This is a genomic window from Virgibacillus sp. LDC1, assembly GCF_025792345.1.
In the GTDB taxonomy this organism is placed as follows: domain Bacteria; phylum Bacillota; class Bacilli; order Paenibacillales; family Paenibacillaceae; genus Paenibacillus_AQ; species Paenibacillus_AQ lautus.
The window spans coordinates 3,202,248-3,227,093 of record NZ_JAOXLZ010000001.1 but is presented as its reverse complement, the minus strand read 5'-3'; the positions used below and the strand labels follow the sequence as shown (position 1 = coordinate 3,227,093).

Genomic DNA, 24,846 nt, shown 5'->3' with positions numbered 1-24,846 from the left:
AAAGATGCTTCGTCTTTTGACTCCTCCTTTTTTTCTTGCGCAGGCATAAACCAGATCAACACGAATCGGAAGGATGATATTCTGTGAACATTCAATACCAAGAACAGTTTCGCGTGTTTGCGATACAAACCGATAACAGCTCCTATCTGTTCGGCATCAACGACAGCGGCAATCTGCAGCATCTCTACTGGGGGGAGTCCGTCGCGATCGAAGACGCTGCGCCGCTGCTGAGGCCGAGATCCCACAGCTCGTTTGACGCGGAAGTCCATTCGGAGGTGGAGGAATACAGCTTCTGGGGCGGCGTCAAATACAGCGAGCCCAGCCTGAAGGTCCGCATGCCGGATGGCGTGCGCGACTTGGCGGTTCGTTATGCCGGGCACCGCACGCTGCAGACGGAAGGCAGGGAGACGCTAGTCATCGTCTTGAAGGACGAAGCGTACCCGCTCGAAGTGGAACTGTCCTACCGGGCGATTCCCGAGTGCGACCTGATCGAACGTTCAGCCCGGATCGTCAACCGCGGCGAGGCGGATATCGTGCTGGAAAATACGCAATCCGCGGCATGGGTCATCCCCTATCTGGCGGATTACCGGCTTACGCACGTGACCGGGAAATGGTCCGGCGAATTTCAGCTGCGCAGAACCTTTCTCACCGAAGGGAAGAAGGTGCTGGAATCCCGCAGGGGCTTTACGGACAGCCACGCTAACCCGTGGTTTGCGATGGATGACGGACATGCCACGGAGTCGGCGGGGCAGGTCTGGTTCGGCGCGCTGGCCTGGAGCGGGAACTGGAAGATCACGGCCGAGCGGACGGTGTTCGAGCATGTCCGGGTGACCGGGGGCATCAATGACTTCGACAGCGAGTGGGTGCTGGAAGCGGGAGAAGCCTTCGATACGCCAAGCTTCGTCGGGGGATACAGCAGCGGCGGCTTTGGCGGGATGAGCCGGCAGCTGCATCGCTATCAATACTCGGATGTGCTGCCGGGCAGCCAAACGAGACCGGTCTTGTATAACTCTTGGGAGGCAACATACTTCGATGTCAATGCCAAGGATCAAATGGCTTTGGCCGAAAGAGCCGCGCGTTTGGGCGTGGAATTATTCGTCGTGGACGACGGGTGGTTCGGCGGGCGTAACCATGATCGCGCAGGCCTTGGCGATTGGTTCGTGAACCGGGAGAAGTTCCCGAACGGTCTGGGCGAGCTGATTAACCGGGTGCATGAACTGGGTATGGATTTCGGCATTTGGGTAGAGCCGGAGGCCGTTAATCCAGACAGCGATCTGTACCGGGAGCACCCGGATTGGGTGTACCATTTCGAGACGCGGGAGCGCTCGGAGCTTCGCAATCAGCTGCTGCTGAACATTTCGAAGCCGGAGGTTAAGGCTTACATTGTGCAGTTTATGACGGACCTGCTGGAGAAGCATGACATCAAGTTCATTAAATGGGACATGAACCGGACGGTGACCGAACCCGGCATGAAGGATCATCCGCTTCACCGCCAGAAGGAGATCTGGATTCGCCACGTTAAGAGCCTGTACGAGATTTGGGCGGAGCTGCGGCGCAAGTTCCCGCATGTGGCGTTTGAAACCTGCGCCGGCGGCGGAGCGCGCATCGATCTTGGCATCTTCCGGTATGCCGACCAATCCTGGCCGAGCGATAACACGGATGCCTTTGACCGCCTCAGCATTCAGGAGGGCTTCTCGTACACGTATGCTCCGCGGATGATGACCTGCTGGGTGACGGAGTCGCCGACAGGGATGAATCGCAGACAGGTCTCCCTCAAATACCGCTTCCACAGCGCCATGATGGGAACGCTCGGCATCGGCTCCAACCTGAATGAGTGGAGCGATGAGCTGATTGCGGAATCGGCCGAATATGTGGCACAGTATAAATCCATTCGCCATCTGGTTCAGTTCGGCAGTCAGTATCGCTTGGACTCGATTCGGCATAAAGGCGTAACGGCTGTGCAGTACGGCAGCGAAGACGGCAGCGACAACGTGCTGTTTGCGTTCCTGCACAGCCAGAAGCTGGGCGAACCGCTGCCGCGACTGCGTCTGACCGGACTGCAAGCCGATCAGTCGTATGGCATCGAGGGGCTTGAAGGTACGTGGAGCGGCAGGGCACTCATGAACATCGGCGTTGAGCTGCCGCTGCGCGGGGATTTTGACAGCTTGGTGTATCGCATTCTGAAACAGGGATAAGATATCCTAAAATAGAAAGCGCCGCGTTGTCTAATAGACAATGCGGCGTTTTTTTGCCGTTGCCTTCCATGTTAACTTCAATGTTATGCATGATATTAGATCGCGAGAAAAAGCACCCGATACGTTCAGGTGCTTTTTGGTGTGCCACCGCTTCCGCGTGGCGGTTCTATCCAAACAAAAACAACAGCTTAACGGCATGGATTACTCCAGGCTTTTGCTCAATTTGACAATCTGGTCCCAGCCCTCGTCGATGCTGATTTTACCGAACATGATCGACTGCGTGATGTTATCGTATTCCTTCGTGAAGTTGGCCCAGCCGCCCTTATTCCCGGGGCCGGGGTCAAATGCGGCTCCGTCCTTGGACACCTCGTTAATCAGGCCGAGGGAGCTTTTATCAACGTCCGTAAATTTGGGCTGGAGTGCATCGGCTACGGTTTTGTTGACCGGAATCCCCCGCGAAGTGCCCAAAATTTCTCCGGCTTCCTCGCTGTTGACAAACCAGTCGATGAACTCCTTCGCTTCTTCTTTATATTGGCTGTTGGGGCTGACGCTCCAGTACATGGAGGCTTTCAGCCAGCCGCCGGCCTGCGTTCCCCCCGGCTGGGTCGTTAACGCCATCACGCCGGGTTTTAAGGCATCCGTTCCGCCGAATTCCGCGGCATGCGCGCCCCGAAGCAGAATCTTTTCCTGGATGAGCAGGTCCATTTGCGCGTCCTGCGCTTTATCCGACACGGTCACGTCAGGGGGTGTTACGAGTTGGTCCTTGCGCAGCTCCGCCCATTTGTTCATCCAATCCTTCCAGGTAGCCTCGTCATAATGGAATTTTCCGTCCTTGCTCATGGAGAAGCCTTTGCCCATGCTCAGCTGATACGACATGTAGAATGCGCCATCCGCGGTCAGGTCCCGCGTGAGGTATTGGTCCTTAGCCAGCTTCGGCTTCAGGTCGCGCGCCATGGCGAAAAATTCGTCCCATGTCTTCGGCGGCTGAACGCCGAGGCTGTCCATCATCGTCTTGTTGTACACCATGCCCCAGGCGTTGTTGCCAAGCGGCATTGCGTACAGCTTGCCCTGGTAGGTGCCTGTCTCGAGCAGCACCTTATCGATATGGTCCGCCGGAATGGAGGAGAGCTCCTCCAGCCGTCCGCTGGACGCCCAATCGTTGAACCAGGCAGCATCCATTTGGAAAATATCCGGCGTGTTTTTCCCCGCGGACTGGGTCGACAGCTTGTCTTGATACCCGTCGAACGACTGATACTCCGGTTCGAACGTGATACCCGGGTGCTTTTCAGAGTACAGATCAAGCGCTTTCAGAGTTGCGTCATGCCGGGCCTGAGAGCCCCACCACATGATTCGGAGCTTGATGGATTTGCCGTCTCCCGACACCGCGGATCCGGTTTCTTCTTTCTTGATCCCGCTGCAGGCGGAAAGAACCAGGGACAGTGACAGCACAGCCGCAGCGCCGGCGGCGAGACGGTGCCATGATTTTCTCATTGGAAATGAACCTCCCTTAAGTAACTGATCTTCTTCCTTTACCGTACCAAGTCCAGGGTCCTGCTCGTAGGGGACAAATCAACAAATCATTTCAGTATTTTACGATGATCGAATGAAGGGGGGCGAGATGCTCAGTCGCCAGGAGTAAACGGGACCATCCGTTTAGGCTTTGTGGAACTCGGTGGGACTGCGTCCGGTATGCTTTTTGAACAGGGTGGTAAAGTAGGGAACATTCCGATAACCGACCCGCTCGGCGATTTCGGCGATCAGCAGCTTTTTCTCGAGAACCATGCTCTTGGCTTTTTCCATTCGCACCCTGGTTAGATAATCGCCAAAGGTTTCACCTGTAAACTGGCGGAATAAGGTGCTGAGATAGTTTTTGGAGATATAGACCTGGTCGGCCACATCCTGAAGATGGATGTTCTCGGCGTAATGCTCATGAATGTATTGGATGATATAATCGACCGTTTCCTTATGCTTGAGGTTTTCATTCGGCGTGTAACGCGAACAGATTCGGTTCACTTTTTCCGCTACCCATGCCTTCCACTGCCGGGCATCTTCCAATTGCCCCAGTTCTTTGGTCAATTCGGTAAGGGATATCTCATCGTCGAGCCGGATGCCGGACTCGTACAGGGTAAAGGAGAGGATGGCGAACAGCTGCGTTCCGATGGCGGCAAGCTCGTCGGACTGGAGCTGAGCCGCGCCGCCGTCCTTGCGGAAGAAGTCGTCCAGCGCCAGCAGCGCTCTGGGCTCGTCAAAGGTCCGCACGGCGTCGGCCATCTCCTGGAAGAACCGCACCGGCCGCACGTTCCGGGGTGCTGAACGACGATAGCCGCCTTCGTTATATACGTAGACACAGGGAAGGGCGACATCCGGTTCGCGACGCTCGGCGAGTGCTTGAAACGCTTCTTCGGTGGAGTCGGAGATGGCAAGCCAGTCGTCCTTGCGAAGACTGGCGCCGATGTGCAGCTTGACCTTGAGGAATCGATGCACGGACGAAATGATTCGCCCTGCCAGCGCCAGAACTTCCGAGCGGAACGCTTCCGTCGGCCAGGAGAGGGGCTTATACAGCAGCAGTGCCATATGGTGACTATGCAGCTCCAGGAAATAGCTGCGCAGCCCGTCCTGCCCGGCCAGCTCCTCCACCGTGTTGCCTACGGCGAAACGGAACAGGTGCCAATCCCGGACGGAGATGCCTTCCATGCGTCCCTGCCGCTTGATTTCCAAGGCCAGCATCATATATTGGGCATTCTTCCACCCGAGCCGCTCCAGCATACGGGAGGGATCCGTCAACGGGGAGGAAGTCCCTCCGGTGAGGACGGATTTGACCCATTCCCTTTCCAGATACGGCTCATACTCCATGAGTTGGTTTTGAAGCTCCCGCTCCCTGTCTTCCAGCGCGCGGCGCTCCGCAAGCTCGCGGGTGACGCGCTGCAGCACCTCGCGGATCGTGGTCGGTGAGGCCGGCTTGGGCAAATAATCGTCGACCTGCAGCCGCAGCGCTTTACGAGCGTAGTCAAAATCCGAGTACCCGCTCAAAATGATGATTTTGCCGGTGTACTGCTGCTTACGGAGCTGTTCGATCATGTCGAGGCCGTTCATGACCGGCATATAAATATCCGTAATGATGATGTCGGGTTGGCTTGCTTCAATCAGCCTCAGTCCTTCTTCGCCATCCATGGCCTCCCCGGCGGGCCTTACTCCGAGCTGCTCCCAAGGGATCAGCCGGGACATGCCGCCGAGCACTTGCCGGTCGTCATCCACGATTGCGATGGTCCACATGTATTCTTCCCCCTTCGTGATTGCGCTGCTGATTCAGCTTGGGCCAATAGATCTCCACTTCGGTGCCTGGCGCATCGGTACGGTTGCGAAGCGAAACGCCAAAGGGCGGGCCGAAATAAACCTGAATGCGCTCGGTGACGTTGCGGATGCCGTATCCGCCCGTCGGATGGCGTTTTCGCGTTTTCCAGTCTTTACGCAGCCCGATGCCGTCGTCCCGAATCCAAATCCGGATGCCTCGGTCTTCTACCGTACAAGTCAGATGGATCCGGCCCTGGCGTCTGCCATGAAAACCATGCATAATGGCATTTTCCACAAAGGGCTGCAGGGTCAGCTTCGGAATCATCAGATGCTGTACTTCCTTCGGGCAATCGATGTGCCATTCCAATCCTTCGCCCCACTTGAACTGTTGGATTCTCAGATAGCAATCAACATGCAGAAGCTCTTCCTGAATCGGAATCATGGATTCGCCGCCCGACAGGCCGATGCGAAACATCTGCCCCATCAGCTCGAGCACGCGGCTGATCTTCTCCTGGCCGGCTTCAAGCGCCATCCAGTTCAGCTGATCCAGGGTGTTGTAGAGAAAATGAGGGTTAATCATCGCTTGAAGCGCCTTAATCTCCGCTTCGCGCTGCGCTTTATACTGCTGCTCCAGCGACTGATACAGCGTTTCGATCCGCTCGGTGAGCTTGCGGTAGCCGCTGAACAGGCTGCCGAATTCGTTGCGGTATTCCGTCGGCAGCGGCTGCCCGCGCTTCCCTGGATTGAACGCCTGCATCAGCTGAACCAGCCTCCGGATCGGCCGTGTGAAATTCCGGGAAAGGAACAACGTGAAGAATAGGGACAGCAGAATGGCGGCGGCTCCCACCACGGCCATTGTCCACGCCAGGCGGACACTCCCGCTGGTGATTTCCTTCCAGGGCGTAAGCTCCACCAGCATCCAGCTGCCCGGGGACGTCCGGGACCACACGGTAAGCATGTTCTTCTCCGGCAGTGAGCCGGCGGCGGCCAGCAGCTGATGCGCATGGCCGGTGTCCCCGCTGACCCGCTCCAGGATGGCATTGATTTCCCCGGGCGGCGGAGCAATCCGGGTGTGCATGATCATCCGGCCGCCGGAGTCGAGCAGCAGCCGGCTGGCCGAGGAGTTGTCTTCCGTCAGAATTTCCCGCAGAAATTTAACCCGGACATTGATGATCAGAATTCCCCGGTTCACACCGTCCAGCGTTGTGATTTTACGGACAAAGCTGATCACCTGCTGCTTTCCCTGCGGCGAACCGACCTCCCGCTGGCCGATCCAGAGAAAATCGGATTTGTCGACGGCCGGATACCAGCTCTCCCGGCTGGCCGAGGCGAGCGGGAGGTACTGAATGTTGGCGTTGGGATCGACCTGAAGCGGATCGCTCATATAAATCTGAAAGGAAAACATCGAGCGCGAGCTGTTCAGCATCGGCGCCAAATAATCCCGGTTCAGCTCGTCCCTGGCCGTCTTGCGTTCATAATAATCTCCTTTCATCGTTACATAGTTGACCAGAGGCGAGTTGATGGACACGGCGAGCGAGGTTTGCTCCACAGCGCTCATCTGGTCGGTAAGCTGTTTGTTGAGCTGCCGCAGCACCGCCTGTTGGTACTTGGAGGCGCTGTCCGCCTGCTCATCTGCTGAGAACCGATAGCTGACAATCATCATAATCGTGATGAGGATCGCGATAAAACCGGCAAAGCTGAAGAAAAAAACGTAATCGATGCGGAACGTGCGAAACGGATTCATGCGTTTTCCCCTTCCTTTGGAAGCCATGAGGACACAGCATTCGCAATGCTGCCTCAATGCCCATGATGGCGGAAGCCGGATGATCGCGATTGTCCGGCTTAACCGTTACCTGAAGAAGAGCTGGAAATAACGCGGCACAGCTATCCGTTTACCGCTCTGAACCTTAACCTTTCAGCCCGGATGTGGCGATCCCTTCCACGAAATGCTTTTGCGCCAGAAAGAAAATGATCACCGGCGGCAGAACGGAGAGCAGGGATACGGCAAGCAGCTGCCCCCACGGAACGGCCGACTGGGAGTCGATGAACATCCTGAGCGCGAGCGGGACGGTATACTTGTCCACGGTGTTCAGATAAATCAGAGGCCCAAAGTATTCGTCCCAGCCCCAAATAAACGAGAAAATCGTAACCGTGATGAGTGCCGGCAGGGTCAGCGGCATGATGATGCGCAAATAAATGCCGAACCAGGTGCAGCCGTCGATTTTTGCCGACTCATCAAGCTCCCGCGGAATGCCGCGGATGAACTGGACAAGCAGGAAAATAAAGAACGCTCCGCCCATGGCCGACGGGACGATCAACGGCAGATACGTATTGATCCAGTCGAAGGAATGGAACATCGTATACTGCGGGATGAGCGTGACTTGTCCCGGAAGCATCAGGGTCATCAATAGGATGGAAAACCATAACCCCTTCAGCGGAAAGGACAGTCTCGCGAAGCCGAAAGCCACCAGGCTGGCTGAAATGACGTGTAAAATCGTGGTCGCCACGTTGAGCTTGAGGCTGTTCATAAAGAAGCGTGTAAAGGTATACTTGGGCAGCGCCATCCAGCCTTCCGTATAATTTTGCCACAACCATACTTTGGGGAACAGAGTGGGCAGACTGATTTCCGGCGTTGATTTGAAGGAGGCGCCGATCCACCAAAGCACGGGATAAAACATCACAAAACAGAATGCGATCATCAGCACATGGACCAGCCAGTTTTGTTTTTTATGAGCACCTGTCATTTGCGGCCCTCCGTTTCGGTTTCGTAGAAGACCCAGTATTTGGACGCGATAAAATTAAGGGCCGTGGCGATGCCGATGATAACAAGCAGTATCCAGGCCAAGGCCGAGGCATAGCCCATCTGCAGTGATCCGAAGGCTTTGTTGTACAGGAACAGGGCAAACATCTCGGTTGAATTGACCGGTCCTCCATTCGTGACCACGAAAGCCGAAGTGAACATTTGGAATGCGTTGATGATGCCCATGATCAGATTAAACAGGATGACCGGGGATAACATGGGCAAGGTAATCCGGATGAACTTGCGGAGCGGAGAGGCCCCGTCCACGGAGGCAGCCTCATACAGCTCGCTTGGGATTTGTTTAAGCCCGGCAAGGAAAATAATCATCGATGAACCGAACTGCCAGGCCGTCAGCAGCACCAGGGTGCCGAGGGCGGTGGAGGGGGTGCCGATCCAGTTTTTGGGGGCGATTCCGACCCATATCGCGAGCTGATTAATGAAGCCGTTCAGGCCGAAAATATTGCGCCACAGCACGGCCACCGCCAAGCTTCCGCCGATCAGGGACGGCAGGTAAATGATCGTCCGGTAGAAGGATATGCCCCGGATGTTCCGGTTCAGCAGCAGGGCTACAACCAGCGCGACCAGCAGTTTCAGCGGCACGGAAGCGATCACGTACAGAAATGTCACCTTCAGCGAATTGAAGAAGAGCCGGTCTTGAGCGATATCCTGGTAGTTCTCAAGCCCGATCCAGCGGGCCGGCTCCAGCAGCGAATACTCAGTGAAGGATAGATAGAAGGACTGGATAATGGGCCACAGCTGTAAAATAAGAAAGCCCAGCAGCCAGGGGGCGATGAACAGGTAGCCGGCTATCGGCGCGTTCCAGCGCCCTTTGAGTGTTTTGGCAACCGCTTTCATGCCCTTGTACAGTCCGGCCTTGTCCGACGACTGTACCGTTTGTGCATTCATGATTAATCACCTCTCGCCTATTGATAGCTCCCATTGTATCCTGATGGAAATCGGGCCTGTAGGCGAAAGATGCACAAATTCTTTCATAATTGAATGATTAAGGAGCGAGTTCGGGAGAAAGTGCAGGGGCATCGTCCTTCGAGGAAACGACGCCGGAAAAGAACAAGCAGCGACGTTACGAATAACGCGCTGCAGCTAAGAGGCAATAAGTGACCTACCCCTTCCGGGTATCTCGGTACTCGGAAGGGGATTTTCCCATGATTTTTTTGAACAGCCGCGAGAAGTAGTAGGGGTCCTGGAAGCCGAGACGATGGCTGATCTCCTTGACGCTCTGGCCGGTCAGGTCCAGATGCTGGCAGGCTCGCTGGATTTTGAGCCGCAGATAGTAATCGATGGGGGAGTAGCCCGTCGCTTCCTTGAACCGGAAGGTGAAGTGCGGAATGGACAGATTGGCGTAGGCCGCCAGCTCCTTCAGGCTCACATGGCCCTCCAGATGCTCGGCCATGAACCGAAGCGTCTGCTCCATGTCATGCTTATTATGCTGATCCTGCCCCCGCTGCGGTTGGAGCCGGGCGAGGCGGATGACGGCCGCCAAGTGGCCGGCTAACTGCGAGACATGGATGATATGGTTGAGCGTATACCCTTTTTGCAGCAGCTCGTAACTTTCCTGAAACAGCTCCACGATGCTCCTTGATTGGTCGACCGGAAGGACGGCAGGTTCCGCCGAATGGCTAAAGCCTTCAAATAATAGGCCCGCATGCGTACCCTTCATATGCCACCAGTAAATGCTCCAAGGATGAAGCTCCGAGGATGCATATTCATGCGGCAAATCCGGCGGGAGGACGATCGCCTGTCCCTTGAGCAGCTGATAGGTTTTGCCACCGTTCAATCGGTACCAGCCTTCACCTTCCACGCAGTAGATTAAGATGTATGCGCCGCTGCCCTCCGGGCGTTCCCGGTAGTGATGCAGCGCGCGCGGAAAGTACCCGATGTCGGTTACATGCAGCGGTTCCACAAGCGGATGGCGGGCCGCTTCTTTCATAATATGATCCGGGAGGACAATGATTTTCTGGGACTCGAATCCGTCTGATTTTCGTATGGTATCCATAGTTTTACTATGTATCGGGACGGCAGCCTTGTCAACCTGATGGAGAGCAAGATAATCAGAATATAATCCATCATGAACATGATATCGTCAATGGCTCTGCGTGCAGACGTGCTTATAAAATAGAGACATGAAGCAGCCAATGCTGATATCAATGGAGGGATGACGAATCATGACAAAACAGCTGCAAGTGAGCGTACGGGAAGAGACCGTGGAGATTCCCACGTATGAAGTGGGGAAGCCGGACCTGAACCCGATGTTTTTGGAGAAACGGGTGTATCAGGGGAGCTCGGGGCGTGTCTATCCGCTGCCGGTCATCGATAAAATTTACGATGAGAAAGTTTTAAAGCCCTACCGGATCATTTTCCTTGAAAATGATTACGTGCAGATTCAGATCATGCCGCAGATTGGCGGCCGCATCTACCGGGCCATCGATAAAACCAACAACTATGATTTTGTGTACCACAATCAAGTGATCAAGCCGGCTTTGGTTGGCCTTGCAGGTCCATGGATATCAGGAGGAATCGAGTTCAACTGGCCGCAGCATCACCGGCCCAACACCTATGGCGAAGTAGAGTGGAGACTTGAGAATCATCCGGATGGCAGCAAGACGGTATGGGTCGGCGAGATCGACCGGATGTACGGCACGAAGGTGTCTACCGGTTTCACGTTGTATCCGGGCAAGGCGTATCTTGAAATTCACGCGCAGATGTACAATCGGACCTCGGAGCCGCAGACTTTTCTGTGGTGGGCGAATCCGGCCGTAGCGGTCAACGATCATACCCAGTCCGTATTTCCGCCGGATGTTCACGCGGTGTTCGACCACGGGAAACGGGACGTGTCCAAATTCCCGATCGCCACCGGCACGTATTATAAGCAGGACTATTCGGCGGGCGTCGATATTTCCATGTACCGCAACATTCCCGTTCCGACTTCCTATATGGCTTATCATTCGGATTATGATTTCGTCGGCGGATATGACCATGGCTTGAGAGCGGGGATTCTGCATGTCGCCAATAAACATATATCCCCCGGCAAAAAACAGTGGACATGGGGGCACGGCGAATTCGGCCAAGCCTGGGATCGCAACTTGACCGACGAAGACGGCCCGTACATCGAGCTCATGATCGGCGTGTATACCGATAACCAGCCCGATTTCACCTGGCTGGCACCGTATGAGGAGAAAAGCTTCAAACAGTACTTCATGCCTTATAAAGACATCGGGTTGGTGAAGAACGCGTCCATTGATGCCGCCGTAAATCTCGAAGTTCAAGACCATAAGGCCGTTGTCCATGTCTATGCCACCTCGGTTAGGAAAGGGGCTCGCATCCTGGTGACCGGAGCGGGACGCACCTATTTGGAACGGAAAGTCAAGCTGTCGCCAGCCGACACCTTCCAGGCCGAGATGGAACTGGATCCCGGTGTCAGGGAAGAAGATGTGCGGGTGGCGGTATTCGCTGAGGACGGCAGAGAACTGGTCGCTTACCAGCCCAAGCCGCGTACCTTGGAGAGGACGCCGGACCCGGCCACGGCAATTGGCAAGCCGGAGGAGCTGAAGAATACCGAAGCGCTGTTCTTGGCAGGGCAGCATCTGGAGCAGTACAGGCACGCAACCTATGAACCGGAAGCCTATTATATAGAAGGTCTTCGGCGCGATGCCGGAGACGTCAGGCTGAACAATGCCTATGGTTTGCTCCTGCTGCGCAGAGGGTGCTTCACGCAAAGTGAGACTTATTTTAAAAAAGCCATTGAAACCTTGACCCGCCACAATGCCCGGCCCTATGACAGCGAACCATTCTATCATTTGGGCAAAGCCTTGAAATGGCAGGGGCGTTTGGACGAAGCGTACGCTAATTTGTACAAGTCGGTCTGGTCGGGGGCTTGGCAAGGGGCGGGATATCTGGCTTTAGCCCAGATTGCCTGCGAGAAGCAGGAATATGAGGAGGCGTTCGAGCTGATCGAACGGTCCCTGGCTGCCCAGTACCGTAATTATAAAGCGCGGCATCTGAAGAGCATCATTTTAAGGAGGCAGGGGCGCTTGGCGGATGCCGCGTTATGGCTTGAGGAAACGCTGAAGCTGGATCCTATGGATGCGGGCGCGATGAACGAGCTGGCAGCCGTATATCAAGAATTGAAGCAAGAGGACAAGAGCCGTCATGCTTACGAATCACTTGTCCAGCTCCTGCGCGATCATCCGCATAATTATATCGCCGTTGCTCAGGACTATGCGGATGCAGGCCAATATGGCGACACTTTGGATGTGCTGCAGCGCCTCGAACGCCTTACGGCACCTGCTGTCTATCCAATGGTTTATTACTACCAAGGCAGTGCACTCATGAAGATGAACCGGGCGGAAGAGGCATCCGCTTGCTACCGATTGGCCTCGGAAGCCGATCCGTCGTACTGTTTCCCGAATTCCCTGCATGACTACGTGACGTTAAAGCTGGCGCTCAGCGTTCAGCCGCAGGATGCGAAGGCGATGTACTACTTAGGAAATCTGCTGTACGACAAGAAGCGCTACGAGGAAGCCATAAGCAGTTGGGAAGCTTCCGTTGCTCTGGATGGCAGCTTCGCTACGCCGCATCGGAATCTGGCGCTCGCTTACTATAACAAGAGGCAGGACCGCGATAAAGCATTGGCATCCCTGCAAACCGCCTTCTCGCTGAATCCGGCGGACGCCAGGGTCTTCTACGAGCTGGACCAATTGTATAAAAAGCTCGGTCATACTCCAGCCGATCGCTTGAAAAGGATGGAGGAGCACATGGAGCTGGTCGAGCAGCGTGACGATTTATATCTGGAATATTTGACGCTGCACAATACGCTGAATCGTTATGAGAAGGCATTGGCATTGATTCTGAAACGCAACTTTCACCCATGGGAAGGCGGCGAGGGCAAGGTTCCGGCCCAGTATGTGTTGGCCCGTGTGGAGCGGGCGAAGCAGCTGCTTCAGGAGCGTCACTGCGAGGAAGCCATAGAGCAGCTCCTTACTGCCAAGCAGTATCCGCTCAACATCAATGAAGGGAAACTCACGGGAGCGCAGGAGAACAACATTGACTATTACCTGGGCTGCGCATATGAGGGGCTGGGCTTGTCCGAAGAGGCGGAGGCGTACTTCCTGAAAGCTTCGGAGGGGCTGGATGAGCCGACCAGTGCAATGTATTACAACGATCAGCCGCCGCACATGATTTTTTATCAAGGGGCCGCGCTGCGGAGGCTGGGCCGAGAGAATGAAGCCCGCAGCCGGTTTAACAAGCTGATCGATTACGGGGAGAAGCATATATTCGAGCCTCAGAGCATCGATTACTTTGCTGTATCGCTGCCGGACTTCCTGGTGTTTGATGAAGATCTGGACCGAAGAAACGAAATTCATTGCCGCTACATGATGGGGCTTGGGCATCTTGGTCTCGGTGACCGGCAGTCCGCGGAGAAGCTGTTCCGCGAGGTGCTGCAGCTGGAGTCTCACCATCAAGGAGCTGCGTTGCATTTGTCGCTTTGCAAGACGTTGATGTAAAAGATTGACACTTTATTCTCAAGGGCCGGTATGAACGGTCCTTGAGCATTTGTGTATTCCGGGTAATGCCTTTGACTTATAACGGAGGAGGATGACGAAGATGATCTGGAGCAAAGGGATGCTGGATGGATATGAGGTTTGGACAGGGCGCACGGAGGTTATGGAGATGGTCCTGGTTCCTGAACTCGGAAGCAGGGTCATCTCGCTTCGCAATCGAAAGACTGGCCGGGAATGGCTGGTGCAGCCTGCTGGAGCTCTGGAAACGAACGGGTATGCAAGCTCCTTTGGACAGCGGGACGGCAGCGGCTGGGACGAAATGTTTCCAACGATCAATGACTGCCGGTATCCCGCGTATCCATGGGAAGGAACGGAGCTTCCGGATCATGGCGAGGTATGGGCCATTCCATGGAAGGCGCGCGGCGAACAAGAACAGCTTCATTGCAGCGTACAGGGAATCCGAATCCCTTATCAGCTGCGCAAAACCTACTCCTTCCCCCGTGAAGATAGCCTGCGGATCGATTATGCCGTTCATAATTCGAGTCCGTTCCCATTCTCTTTCCTGTGGGCAGCACATCCGTTGTTTCAGATCAATGAAGGCATTGAGATCATCGTTCCAGATAAGTTGAGTGAGATCATCGTATCGTACTCGGCGAACGGTCGATTGGGAGAATCCGGCGATATTCGTACTTGGCCGCAGCCATGGGATGAAAAGCCCCATATTCGCTTGAATCGAACCGAGAGCAGGCTTGAAGCAACTGCCGAGAAATTCTATTTTGCAGGCGAGCTGCCGGAGGGGACAGCCTCCATTTACGATCCGCTTGCGAGGGAAGGACTCCGCATGACGTTTCCTAAAGAGCAGGTGCCTTATCTAGCGGTTTGGGCGAACTATGGCGGTTATCAGGGACAGTACCATCTTGCGCTGGAGCCTGCGACGGGGCAACTCGATGATCTCTCGTATGCCATGCATCGTCAGGCAGCGGCCGAAGTGCCGGCCGGCGGCACGTATACTTGGTACCTTGAGATTAGCTGGATTGATGGATATAAACAAGGGAAGCCTTCATGACCAAAAGTGGACCAACAAACGCTTAAGCATAAGCCAATTCACGAATGCGCTGGTTGGGATTGTCCGTAAATAATCCGCCGTGGTAACAGATCACGTTACGGATGTCATAGTGGGTGAGCTTCTGCAAAGAGAGCTGGGCTAACGCCAAATCGAAAGTGGTTGCCGGATCCGGCCCGATCAGTTGTCCCTCCCTGACGTTCAGCGCATCCGCGGCAATCAGGGTTTTGCTCGGTATGTGATATAAGCTGGTGTGGCCGGGGGTATGGCCCGGCGTATGGATCACGATAATGCTGCCGCCAAAAGGCAGCTCCTCGCCGTCGCGCACAATACGATGCACAGGGGCTGTAGGAGGGTTCTCGAGGGTATGCTTAAACGCGTTTCTCCACTCTGTAGGCACGTTGTCCGGCAGCGATGCCATAGCTTGAGCGATAGCCTCGGGCGATAATTTGACAAGCCTTGTATCGCCTTCGATATAAGGCTTTTCGATTTCGCTGGCGAACACTTCGGGGGCTCGCTTGCTATGTTGGATAACGGCCGGCAAACTGCCGATATGATCCAAATCCTGGTGTGTTATAATAATTTTGTTTACGTCCTGAACGGAAAACCCGATGTTCGATAACTGCTTCTGAATCAGCGCGAACTGGCCGGGATAGCCGGTATCGATAAGCACCAAATTCTGATGATCCCAGAGGAACGTCGGGTGGATCGTTTCAATACGTCCCATCATGGCTGCGGAAATTTCCAGCATGGCAATGCCTTGATCGATTAACATGTTACTTACCTCCACTATATAGGGATTTCTTCTCCCGATTTCAACATCCAGAGAAGACTGAGCAGAAGTAGATTATCAAATCAACAAATTTGTGTAAACAGATAAATATTTTATCATAACACAAAAATAATTATTTGTCAATATATAATTTATTGACTAGAATCCTCGTTTAGGTATGAAATGTCCAGCCTGGCATTCATCGCTTGATTCCAAATCGTAGCCTGATCACAAGGCTGGATTTCATCTTTTTATTGAGGAATATGTAATTGCTGGTATAATCCTTGAAAAGAGAAACGAAATTTCGCAGCAGATTGAAGAAGGAGAGGGAGCAGTGATGAACACGACGATTGAACTGAATAACGTAACCTGGAAACGGGAGCAGAAGACCGTTCTTACAGGCGTGGATTGGACCGTACAGCAAGGAGAGCATTGGGCGGTTCTTGGGCTGAACGGGTCCGGAAAGACCACCATTTTGAATATGATTAATGGTTACATCTGGCCGACCAGCGGTACGGTTTCGGTGCTCGGGCATCGTTTTGGCAGGGTGGATCTAAGAGAATTGCGTAAATCGATAGGCTGGGTCAGCTCCTCGCTGCAGGAAAGAATCCGGCCGAGCGAATCCACGCTGGATGTCGTGATTAGCGGCAAACACGCCTCGATCGGCCTTTATCAGAAGGTGGATGAAGCTGACCGGGAACAGGCCGAGCAGCTGATGAAGGATTTTAATTGTATTCATCTGCTGGGTCGTACATATGAGACTTGTTCGCAAGGGGAGAAGCAGAAGCTGCTGATTGCCCGGGCGCTTATGGCTTCGCCCAGGCTGTTGATACTGGACGAGGCCTGTAACGGACTGGATTTTCTGTCGAGGGAAGCGCTGCTGTCCAGCATTACGGCACTGGCTTCAAAGCCTGATGCGCCGACCCTGCTGTTCGTTACGCATCATATCGAAGAAATACTGCCGATTTTCTCGCACTCCTTGCTCATCCGCCGGGGCACCGTATTCGGGAAGGGGCGTTCCAAGGACATGCTGACAAGCGACAATTTGAGCTCGTTTTTTGAGACGCCGGTTGAGGTCAGCTGGCAGAACGAACGCGCCTGGATGTCCATTCCGGATTTAAAATGAAGGCTCGAAGCTCGCGAGATATTCATGACCTAGGAGAGTGACCATTGTGCCAAGTCGAATCATAGCGAATCGAAGGCTGTTCAATCAAGGGATAATCGGCATGAAGCATGAGAGTCCGGAGCAAGTCGTCAGAGGACTCGGCGCGGTGCAAGCTCAGGATTATCATCAAGCGGTATGGGGAATCGGTCTCCGTACCCAATCTGCCAAGCTGTCCGAAGTAGAGCAGGCCATGATCGATCGCAAGATCGTGCTAACTTGGCCGATGCGGGGGACGATATTTTTTGTGCCGGCCGAGGACGCCAAGTGGATGGTGAAGCTGACGGAATCGCGTTTTCTTACGAATGATAAGAAGAAGCAGGCCGAACTTGAGCTTGACGGAAGTACGCTCCATCGATGCCGAACAATAATTGGCGACGCGCTGAGTGGTTGCACACCCGTATCCCGTCCCAGACTGATGGAACTGCTGGAGGAAGCGGGGATCAGCACCAAGAACGGCCGCGGTTATTATATTCTTGGATATTTGGGACGGACAGGCATGATCTGTTTCGGTCCGCATGAAGGCAAACAGCAGAGTTTCGTGCTGCTCGATGAGTGGGTCCCGAATTCAAGGGAGCTGACGCTCGAAGAATCGCTGGGGGAGCTGGCGCTTCGTTATTTTATCGGTCACGGACCCGCAACGATTCAGGATTTTGCGTGGTGGGTCGGGTTAACGCTGACGGAAGCTAAACGAGGCTTTGAGGCGGTCAAATCAAATCTTCGTTTAGATTTTGTCAACGGCACGGAATACTGGAGCTCTGTTACTGCGCCGGCCGTGTCCGCTGATACGGATTCGGTGGTTCTGCTTCCAGGTTTTGATGAATATTACTTGGGTTACAAGGACCGCAGCGCGATCATAGAGACAGAGCACGATGCGAAGATCGCTCCCCATCGCAACGGGGTATTTCAACCCATGATGGTGGCAGGCGGCGAAGTGGTCGGTGTCTGGAAGCGGGAAATCAAGCGCAGCGGCATCGAAATCACGTTTAGTCCGTTCACGCTAAGGAACGATCGAGAAGAGGAGTTTATGGAAGCTGCCAAGCAATATAGCGATTTCGTTGGAATGCCGATGACACGAATAGAATGGAATCAAGCTCTCTAAGCCTATCGGCTGAGAGGAGCTCTTAGGAGGAAGATAATGATGGAGTCAATCATGAAATTGGAATCATTGATTGCCGAAATGACTGAAATTGTAACGGCGACAAATGAGGTGGAGTTCAATCTGAAGCTTGCGCCTGATAAATGGTCCAAGAAGGAGATCCTGGGTCACCTATGCGATTCGGCAGTCAATAACCATATCCGGTTTGTAAAAATTTTGCTCTCCGATTATCCGATTGCCATTCAAGGGTACGCGCAGAACGATTGGGTCCGGGTGAACGATTACCAGGAACAATATGATCAATCGGAAGTGTTGTCGCTGTGGCAGCAGATGAACTGGATGATTCTGCGTGTCATGCAAAAAGCAGATTCGTCTGATTTCCAGAAAAAATGTGTGCTGCCCGATAAAACGGAGGTCACGCTGGAGTGGTTGTTTAACGATTATGTGGATCATATGATCCATCACATGGAGCAAATCGAGCTGTGATTACAGCATTGACAGTAGGAATACAACAGGAAACGAAAGGTATCCCACCATGTTCAAAGTGCTGAATCTTGCTATCCGATTTATCCTGGAATTGATTCTATTATTTTCGATAGGTTACTGGGGGTTCCATTATGGCTCCGGGCTCATGGCACAGGTTGCACTCGGTATTGGGCTTCCACTGCTTGCAGCCGTCATCTGGGGCATGACCATCTCTCCGAAAGCAAGGATCAAGCTGCCGCTTGCCGTGGTGCTGCTTATCGAATTTCTTATATTTGCAACCGCGGTGGCATGCCAGGTATCCTCGGGCTTTATAACGTTTGCCATTGTGTTTGCTTTTGTGGCTCTGGTCAACCGCCTCATCGTGATAAGATGGAGGATGCAGCCGTAGAGTATCTGGAATTGCCCCTTATACAACTGCACGACGCATTTATAAGTCCGCTAGGAGGCTGCCAACGTCTGATAAACAGATGGAGGCGGTCTTTTTGTGTCGGATCCAGGTTTAGGTTAAAAGACGAATTAAAGTCACGTCCTTTAGTCGTTCAGGGTGATATGATGATTGTTAGAAAAGCCTATGTTCCGGCTGCTGATATCTCTCAGTAACGCAGCGAATGGAAAAGCCATCGTTATCATCTAATATCCTGCAGGTAAAGGAGTATGAACTTATGACCCTGAAGATCGGTATGATTGGTTTGGATACATCGCATGTCTCCATTTTCTCGAAAATGCTGCATGACAAGGCGCATCCCTATTACGTTCCCGGCGCACGGGTTACAGCGGCATTTCCCGGAGGATCCCCAGACTTCGAACTTAGCATAAGCCGGGTGGAGGGATATACGAAGGAACTCGCTGGATGGGGAGCCGAAATATTGGATTCTCCGGAAGACGTGGCCAAACAGGTCGATGCCGTCATGCTCGAAGCGGTCGACGGAAGGTCGCATCTGTCCTTGTTTCGCGCGATTGCTCCTCATTGCCAAATGGTATTTATCGATAAGCCGTTTGCGGTGAGCAGTAAGGACGCAGTGGAAATTGCCGAACTGGCGGAGCAGTTCCAGGTTACCGTTATGAGCAGCTCGTCTCTTCGATATGCACAAGGACTTCAGGATGAACTGGCTCGGGGCGGTGTGGATGATATCATTGGCGTGGATTGTGTCGGACCACTTCCGCTTCAACCTACACAGCCGGGATTTTTTTGGTATGGAATCCACGCGGCGGAGATGCTTTACCGCGTTCTTGGACCCGGTTGCGTAAGCGTACATGTCGCCGCGACGGAATTGCATGAGGTATTAACGGCGGTTTGGAATGGCGGGAGGATCGGGATAATTCGTGGCAACCGTGCAGGTAATGATCGCTTTGGGATGACCATTCATCGCGTGGAGGCTAGCAGCTTTGTGGACATTATGGCGCATCCCAAACCCTATTATGCGAGTCTGCTGGAACAGATCATGAGGATGTTCACGACAGGTGTCTCGGATGTTCCTTTATCTGAGACGCTGGAGATCATTCGATTTCTGGAGGCGGCGAATGTCTCCCGCGAAACGGGTGAAACCCTGAGACTGGATGATAACGATCGAACAGGACGATAGCGGAACAGACGCCATGTGAATCCCTGAGGGATGGAGGTTGTTGGGGAGGTCGATGTGACTCGCCTCGCCTGATGACCTTTTTGACCTGCAATTATACATAATATTTCCATATTAGCCTCGTTAATTGTATGATAGACAGATCAAGGAAGTTCAGCAGCTATTCGTTAGCCGTGTGGAGAGGTGGTTAAGATGACATATCATATTCGGGTGAGACCGACAGCATTGGTTTTTCAGAATGAGCATGTTTTGTTGGTTGAGTATGTAGATGAGAACGGATTGCATTACAATTTGCCGGGGGGCGGGGCCGAGCCAGGAGAGTCGATCGCAGAGGGGGCCTTGAGAGAATTGTATGAGGAAACCACGCTGGAAGCGCAGACTGGGCCTGTTGCTTTTGTGTATGAGAATGCTCCGCATAAACAGTCTAGAGATAACAGTTCTGGCATTCATACGCTATACATCGTGTTTGAATGTTATCCACATGAAGGATCGTCCCCCAAACTTCCGGCTGTGCCAGATCCGAATCAAACCGATGTGAAATGGATTCCGCTCGAGCAGCTGGACGACATTATTTTGTATCCGAATATCAAGAAACACATTAAACAGTACGCACAGGAACGCCGAAATATTGACATGATCGAGGATTATGTATTGGATAAATATGTGTGAATTCAGTTTAACAGGAGACCTTCATGAAATCCCATGTTAAAATGATCACCTTGATCCTCCTCATTGGATACACCATGTTGTTAGCATACTGGATGATTTGGGGATTCGGGAGGACAACGCAGCCGGAATTCAGTTATAATCTGGTTCCATTCTCGACGATGACAAGGTATTTTCCGATTCGCAGCTTGGGCTCATTGATCAATATCGTTGGGAATATCGCTGTGTTTGTACCCTTTGGAGTACTCATTCCGCTTGCATTTCAAATTCGATTTCGTAAGATGTTTGCTTACTTTTTGGCCGGGTTATTCGTGCTCGAAATGACACAGCTGCTCTCGCGACGGGGAAGCTTGGATGTGGATGATTTTATGTTGAACTCGGTAGGAGTTACCATGGGCTATGGTTTGCTTGGGGTCATCATGAAATCGAGGAGCAGATAACCGTAACCGCATATTTCGATCATACATAAAATCGTGTATAACAGGCAGCAGAATGACTTAACTACGATGTAGGAAAGTCATTCTGTTTTTTTATTTGTGGCTGATTTTGTTGTGTAGAAGTTACATTCTCAACATGAGATGGATGACGCCAATATGGGGAATTGTGGAAAATAACTATTGTTCGATCAGGAACCGAAGCTTACAATGATATGAGCGATTGGAAAATGTTGTGCGGAAAGGTGTGGTCTAGGATGAGGGATTCCGTGTTTAGTAAGCTGACGTGTGGCATAGAGTTTACATATAACCTAAGGGATGATGTAGAAGCTTTTCTAATCAAGCATGGAGAGCAGGAAACGTTCGAGCATATCATGAATGTAGTACAAGAGGCGTTAGCCATCGCACCGTTATTTAATGTAAGCCCAGATGCCGCCCGGCAGGCGGCGCTGCTGCATGATATCAGCAATGCTATTTCGGTAAGTGAAATGAAGGAGGCCGCGGAAGAATGGTCTCTACCCATTATGGAAGAGGAACATCGATATATCAGGATCATTCATCAGAAGCTTTCCATGGAAATGGCTCAGCGCATCTTCGGCTGCACCTCACCGGACATATTAAACGCTATTGAATGCCATACAACGTTAAAAGCCGGGGCGAGCCAATTGGATAAGGTATTATTCGTTGCGGATAAGATCTCATGGCAACTTGAAGGCAATCACGCCTACCAAGCGGACATGCGCAATAAACTGGACGATCTGGATTTAGACGGAGCGGCGCTTGTGTATTTGGACCATGTATGGAATCAACGCGACAAAATGAAATTGGTGCATCCGTGGTTAATCGCCGCCAGAAGTGAGCTAATCGCCCAAAGGGTATAATCATGGCAGCTGCTTGCTTTGTGTGCGGCACCGTTAAGAGGAAGGACTACACACACTATGAACCATAAAACGATGGGTATTATTTTTATCTGTATTTCGGCTTTTTTGTACGGTATCCGGTATTTAACAGCTGCGATTGTGGGGATATACAGCCCCAGGACGTTTGAAGACTTGTTATCGGAAATAGGAAAAGGGCCGTGGATATTCAGCATCATCAGTTTGATTATTGGTATCTTATGCATCATCGTCCCCATCATTCGTAAATGGCTAAAGGATGACCTGAACAAGATCAAGCATAACTGGGAGGAGATTGACCAGCCAGACAACGCCGATAGGAGTCCATAATTGAATGTTATTTTGATTTTTTAAGGGGGTATATTGAGTGGGGGAAAACCAAGTTGCCGGCTTTTGGATCCGCCTAGGCGCCAATCTTCTGGACGGTCTAATTATTGCTCTTCCTTTATCCATCATTGCAGGAATTATCACGGGAAACTTTGAGAATGAGCGGATTTCCGATTTGATTTACGGTCTGTATGCTATGCTGGTGCCCGTGTATTGGAATGGTTATACGATTGGCAAGCGCATATGCGGCATCCGCATTCGCAAATTCGATTTTCTTGAGCCGCCGGGCATTGGAACAATGCTGCTCCGCAACCTCGTAGCCGGAATTGTGTATGCACTGACGTTTGGAATTGGACTCATTGTGAGCATATTTATGGTTGCGATGCGCGAAGATAAGCGTTCCCTGCACGATTTTATCGCCGGTACGGAAGTTGTACATGATTAGGAGATGAAGGAGTTTACGAGTATATGCGAATAAGTATCAGCAAAAGGCTGATCTTCACCATGATTGTTATAATGATGTTGATTGCTGGGAGCCATGGGCCTAGAAGCAATGATTCCTATGAAGTACAAAATGCGACGGAAGAAGAACGTATACTCCATGAGATCGACTATTTGCAAATCCACTACACGTAGCTTTTATACACCAAGACCTCTCCGGAATTTACCTGGGAGTACCGTTCGATTGAGTGCCTTGACCCGGTCATTCAACAGCTTTATGATGACGGCATAAATATGGCTCCCGGCGGGTGGGTGCTTAAGGAAACGGATCAGGAAATTTATCTGCTGGTCAGCGGTGGGCAGCTTCCGTCTGCCCGAGGTTTCCGGATTGCGTCCATGAAGATGGCTAGCGGACAGCTAGAGAATGAAAAGAATCACTTATACATCACTTTAGCATCCCAACAGGATGAAGGGACGGAGGGTTACCCTGGTCAGGCAAGCGTCACATCCTTGATCAGCATACCCAAATCTGGATTGCCTGACGGGGCAGCAATTCAAGGCATTTCTATGACTGGAGTTGATTAGATATCGCGTTTACGATAAAAGGCATTGTCTTTGATATGGATAATACGCTGCTGCATTCCAGCATTGATTTTGGTGCAATGAAGAGGGACATCTACGCCTTTTTATGCCTTCACAGAATCTTGCCCCAAGGTCTGGCCATGGACACCCACACCACCTCAACCATCATTGCTGAAGCCATGAATACAGGGCTGCTGTCGGAAGATCTTCGTCACGCGATGTGGGATATTGCCAAGGAACATGAGATGAGGGGGATGATGGGTACGGTTCTTGAAGCGGGAGCAAGCGAGCTTGTTCAGCAATTGCATGGGCAGCTGCATCTGGCCATTGTGACGAATAATGCGGTGGAAGCAGCGATGGCCGCACTGGAAGAGAACAAGATTGCGCATTATTTTGATCTCATTGTTGGCAGGGAGGCCATGGGATTGTTAAAGCCGGCACCCGATGGTTATATGGAGGTGCTGAAGCATTTCCCTCATACATCGCCGGAGGAATGGTTGTCTGTCGGAGATGCCTGGGTGGATGGTATGGCCTCCGAGAGCGCCGGAATTTCATTTATCGCCTATCGCGGGGACATCGCGAGAATGAACAGCATGGGTGTTTTTCCGTTTGCCGAGATTCAGCATATACAAGAAGTTATAGGTTATCTTCAGCCGCGAGGAGAGGATTGAGGTCATCCGCAGGGCTGGCATTCTGTCGGGAATGTTGGCCGAGGCTACGTGATGAGTTCTTAATTTATTTGTCTGCGTCACCCTATTCTCGCTGTACAGCTTCATGTTTCCACCTGAGGCAGGGAGTCCCTTACAGGGACTCTGGTATGCGGCGATTCTTCTGTTACCACCCGTTGCTCTCCGGTCATTTATTCCCCATCCCTAGAAACAATGTATCCAACACCGAATATACAAACTCATTCTGTTCTTCATCAGATAAGGGGCGGCCTAGAAAGTTTAATTGAAATGCATATTGGAAGCAGCTTCCAAGCAGCATGTCCGCAACGGATCTCGGTTTAACATGCTCCGATACTCTCCCAAGTCGCTGCTCCTCCAGCAAATAGGATTCAACTGCTTCATTTGCCCGGTGGGGGCCTTCATTCCGAGTGGTGAAACCTTCCCTGTGTTGTGCTAACAGTCCTGGCTCAGAGAAGATGGAACTGATCAGAGGCATGGATTGATAATAATCCGATAGGCCCGCACGAGCCACTTTTTCCAGATTGCTGCGTACTGTATCTTTTCCGATAAGATCTCTGAGAGATATGAGTGTCTGCATAAAATTTTGTAATTGTCCGCGTAAAATGTGAAGGTATAGATCGTCTTTGCTCTTAAAATGATTGTACAGCGAGCCTTCTGAACACCCGGCGGTTCTGGCGATTTCTTTCGTTGTTGCTTTGGCCAATCCATTTGTGCGAATGACCAGCTCCGCTGCATCGGCGATCTTGCTCTTTAAATCCAAAATAATCCCCTCGCTCTGTTGACTTCGTAATGGTTCCACTTGTATTATGAGTGTGCACTCACTCAAAGTCAAGGAATTCACCTT

Annotated in this window: 24 protein-coding genes; 16 read left to right on the top strand and 8 right to left on the bottom strand. The window is 52.4% G+C overall.

The window, feature by feature from the left end:
- The first annotated feature begins 83 nt into the window (after positions 1–83).
- Positions 84–2,195 (top strand): alpha-galactosidase, encoded by a 2,112-nt coding sequence (locus OHJ21_RS14435; protein WP_486020315.1) that lies wholly within the window; start codon positions 84–86, stop codon positions 2,193–2,195.
- A gap of 201 nt (positions 2,196–2,396) precedes the next feature.
- On the opposite strand, the gene OHJ21_RS14430 is transcribed toward OHJ21_RS14435, so the two are convergent.
- The 3 genes from OHJ21_RS14430 to OHJ21_RS14420 all read right to left on the bottom strand — a co-directional run bounded on the left by OHJ21_RS14430 (position 2,397) and on the right by OHJ21_RS14420 (position 7,230).
- On the bottom strand, positions 2,397–3,686 hold the full coding sequence (locus OHJ21_RS14430) for an ABC transporter substrate-binding protein (protein WP_326113962.1): 1,290 nt from the start codon (positions 3,684–3,686) through the stop codon (positions 2,397–2,399).
- A gap of 162 nt (positions 3,687–3,848) precedes the next feature.
- On the bottom strand, positions 3,849–5,468 hold the full coding sequence (locus OHJ21_RS14425) for a response regulator transcription factor (protein WP_326113963.1): 1,620 nt from the start codon (positions 5,466–5,468) through the stop codon (positions 3,849–3,851).
- Positions 5,443–7,230: a cache domain-containing sensor histidine kinase gene (locus OHJ21_RS14420; RefSeq protein WP_486020313.1), complete on the bottom strand. Its 1,788-nt coding sequence runs from the start codon at positions 7,228–7,230 to the stop codon at positions 5,443–5,445. Before OHJ21_RS14420 ends, OHJ21_RS14425 begins: the two co-directional genes overlap by 26 nt.
- Between OHJ21_RS14420 and OHJ21_RS14415 the strand changes: the two genes are divergently transcribed.
- Entirely contained in the window at positions 7,229–7,360 is a 132-nt protein-coding gene (locus tag OHJ21_RS14415; protein WP_486020312.1) for a hypothetical protein, read from the top strand. The two genes, OHJ21_RS14420 and OHJ21_RS14415, sit on opposite strands and share 2 nt — an antisense overlap.
- Positions 7,361–7,393: 33 nt before the next feature.
- Here OHJ21_RS14415 and OHJ21_RS14410 read toward each other — a convergent pair whose 3' ends face one another.
- From OHJ21_RS14410 to OHJ21_RS14400, 3 genes are all read right to left on the bottom strand, one after another.
- Entirely contained in the window at positions 7,394–8,230 is an 837-nt protein-coding gene (locus tag OHJ21_RS14410) for a carbohydrate ABC transporter permease (RefSeq protein WP_486020311.1), read from the bottom strand.
- A complete protein-coding gene (locus OHJ21_RS14405; protein WP_009589829.1) occupies positions 8,227–9,192 on the bottom strand; it encodes a carbohydrate ABC transporter permease in 966 nt (321 codons plus the stop codon). Before OHJ21_RS14405 ends, OHJ21_RS14410 begins: the two co-directional genes overlap by 4 nt.
- 214 nt (positions 9,193–9,406) lie before the next feature.
- A complete protein-coding gene (locus tag OHJ21_RS14400; protein WP_394054563.1) occupies positions 9,407–10,300 on the bottom strand; it encodes an AraC family transcriptional regulator in 894 nt (297 codons plus the stop codon).
- A gap of 169 nt (positions 10,301–10,469) precedes the next feature.
- On the opposite strand from OHJ21_RS14400, the gene OHJ21_RS14395 reads away from it, so the two are divergent.
- Positions 10,470–13,808 (top strand): tetratricopeptide repeat protein, encoded by a 3,339-nt coding sequence (locus tag OHJ21_RS14395; RefSeq protein ID WP_486020310.1) that lies wholly within the window; start codon positions 10,470–10,472, stop codon positions 13,806–13,808.
- Positions 13,809–13,908: 100 nt separating this feature from the next.
- Complete coding sequence (locus OHJ21_RS14390; RefSeq protein ID WP_486020309.1) at positions 13,909–14,871, top strand: aldose epimerase family protein; 963 nt, start codon at positions 13,909–13,911, stop codon at positions 14,869–14,871.
- Positions 14,872–14,893: 22 nt separating this feature from the next.
- Here OHJ21_RS14390 and OHJ21_RS14385 read toward each other — a convergent pair whose 3' ends face one another.
- Complete coding sequence (locus tag OHJ21_RS14385) at positions 14,894–15,643, bottom strand: MBL fold metallo-hydrolase (RefSeq protein WP_486020308.1); 750 nt, start codon at positions 15,641–15,643, stop codon at positions 14,894–14,896.
- Positions 15,644–15,977: 334 nt separating this feature from the next.
- Between OHJ21_RS14385 and OHJ21_RS14380 the strand changes: the two genes are divergently transcribed.
- The 12 genes from OHJ21_RS14380 to OHJ21_RS14325 all read left to right on the top strand — a co-directional run bounded on the left by OHJ21_RS14380 (position 15,978) and on the right by OHJ21_RS14325 (position 23,984).
- The gene (locus tag OHJ21_RS14380; protein WP_326113969.1) at positions 15,978–16,766 is read left to right on the top strand and encodes an ABC transporter ATP-binding protein; all 789 of its coding nucleotides are present in this window, start codon (positions 15,978–15,980) and stop codon (positions 16,764–16,766) included.
- 46 nt (positions 16,767–16,812) lie between these two features.
- The gene (locus OHJ21_RS14375; protein WP_326113970.1) at positions 16,813–17,904 is read left to right on the top strand and encodes a winged helix DNA-binding domain-containing protein; all 1,092 of its coding nucleotides are present in this window, start codon (positions 16,813–16,815) and stop codon (positions 17,902–17,904) included.
- A gap of 39 nt (positions 17,905–17,943) precedes the next feature.
- Positions 17,944–18,387: a DinB family protein gene (locus OHJ21_RS14370; RefSeq protein WP_326113971.1), complete on the top strand. Its 444-nt coding sequence runs from the start codon at positions 17,944–17,946 to the stop codon at positions 18,385–18,387.
- A gap of 49 nt (positions 18,388–18,436) precedes the next feature.
- Positions 18,437–18,775, top strand: coding sequence for a YrdB family protein (locus OHJ21_RS14365; protein ID WP_326113972.1), 339 nt, complete (start codon positions 18,437–18,439; stop codon positions 18,773–18,775).
- Between the two features lie 274 nt (positions 18,776–19,049).
- Positions 19,050–19,970, top strand: a complete 921-nt coding sequence (locus OHJ21_RS14360; RefSeq protein ID WP_486020306.1) for a Gfo/Idh/MocA family protein — start codon at positions 19,050–19,052, stop codon at positions 19,968–19,970.
- A 189-nt stretch (positions 19,971–20,159) separates the two neighbouring features.
- Entirely contained in the window at positions 20,160–20,636 is a 477-nt protein-coding gene (locus OHJ21_RS14355) for an NUDIX domain-containing protein (protein WP_100538295.1), read from the top strand.
- 23 nt (positions 20,637–20,659) lie between these two features.
- Entirely contained in the window at positions 20,660–21,073 is a 414-nt protein-coding gene (locus tag OHJ21_RS14350) for a VanZ family protein (RefSeq protein WP_100538294.1), read from the top strand.
- A gap of 224 nt (positions 21,074–21,297) precedes the next feature.
- Positions 21,298–21,948 (top strand): bis(5'-nucleosyl)-tetraphosphatase (symmetrical) YqeK, encoded by a 651-nt coding sequence (gene yqeK / locus OHJ21_RS14345; RefSeq protein WP_481856498.1) that lies wholly within the window; start codon positions 21,298–21,300, stop codon positions 21,946–21,948.
- Between the two features lie 57 nt (positions 21,949–22,005).
- The gene (locus OHJ21_RS14340; protein WP_100538292.1) at positions 22,006–22,293 is read left to right on the top strand and encodes a hypothetical protein; all 288 of its coding nucleotides are present in this window, start codon (positions 22,006–22,008) and stop codon (positions 22,291–22,293) included.
- A gap of 37 nt (positions 22,294–22,330) precedes the next feature.
- Positions 22,331–22,735 carry an RDD family protein gene (locus OHJ21_RS14335; RefSeq protein WP_100538291.1) on the top strand — a complete coding sequence of 135 codons (405 nt, stop codon included), beginning with the start codon at positions 22,331–22,333 and terminating at the stop codon, positions 22,733–22,735.
- A gap of 308 nt (positions 22,736–23,043) precedes the next feature.
- Positions 23,044–23,316 (top strand): hypothetical protein, encoded by a 273-nt coding sequence (locus tag OHJ21_RS14330; protein WP_486020304.1) that lies wholly within the window; start codon positions 23,044–23,046, stop codon positions 23,314–23,316.
- A gap of 2 nt (positions 23,317–23,318) precedes the next feature.
- Positions 23,319–23,984, top strand: coding sequence for an HAD family hydrolase (locus OHJ21_RS14325; protein WP_486021041.1), 666 nt, complete (start codon positions 23,319–23,321; stop codon positions 23,982–23,984).
- A 184-nt stretch (positions 23,985–24,168) separates the two neighbouring features.
- Here OHJ21_RS14325 and OHJ21_RS14320 read toward each other — a convergent pair whose 3' ends face one another.
- A complete protein-coding gene (locus OHJ21_RS14320; RefSeq protein ID WP_486020303.1) occupies positions 24,169–24,801 on the bottom strand; it encodes a TetR/AcrR family transcriptional regulator in 633 nt (210 codons plus the stop codon).
- Positions 24,802–24,846: the final 45 nt, after the last annotated feature.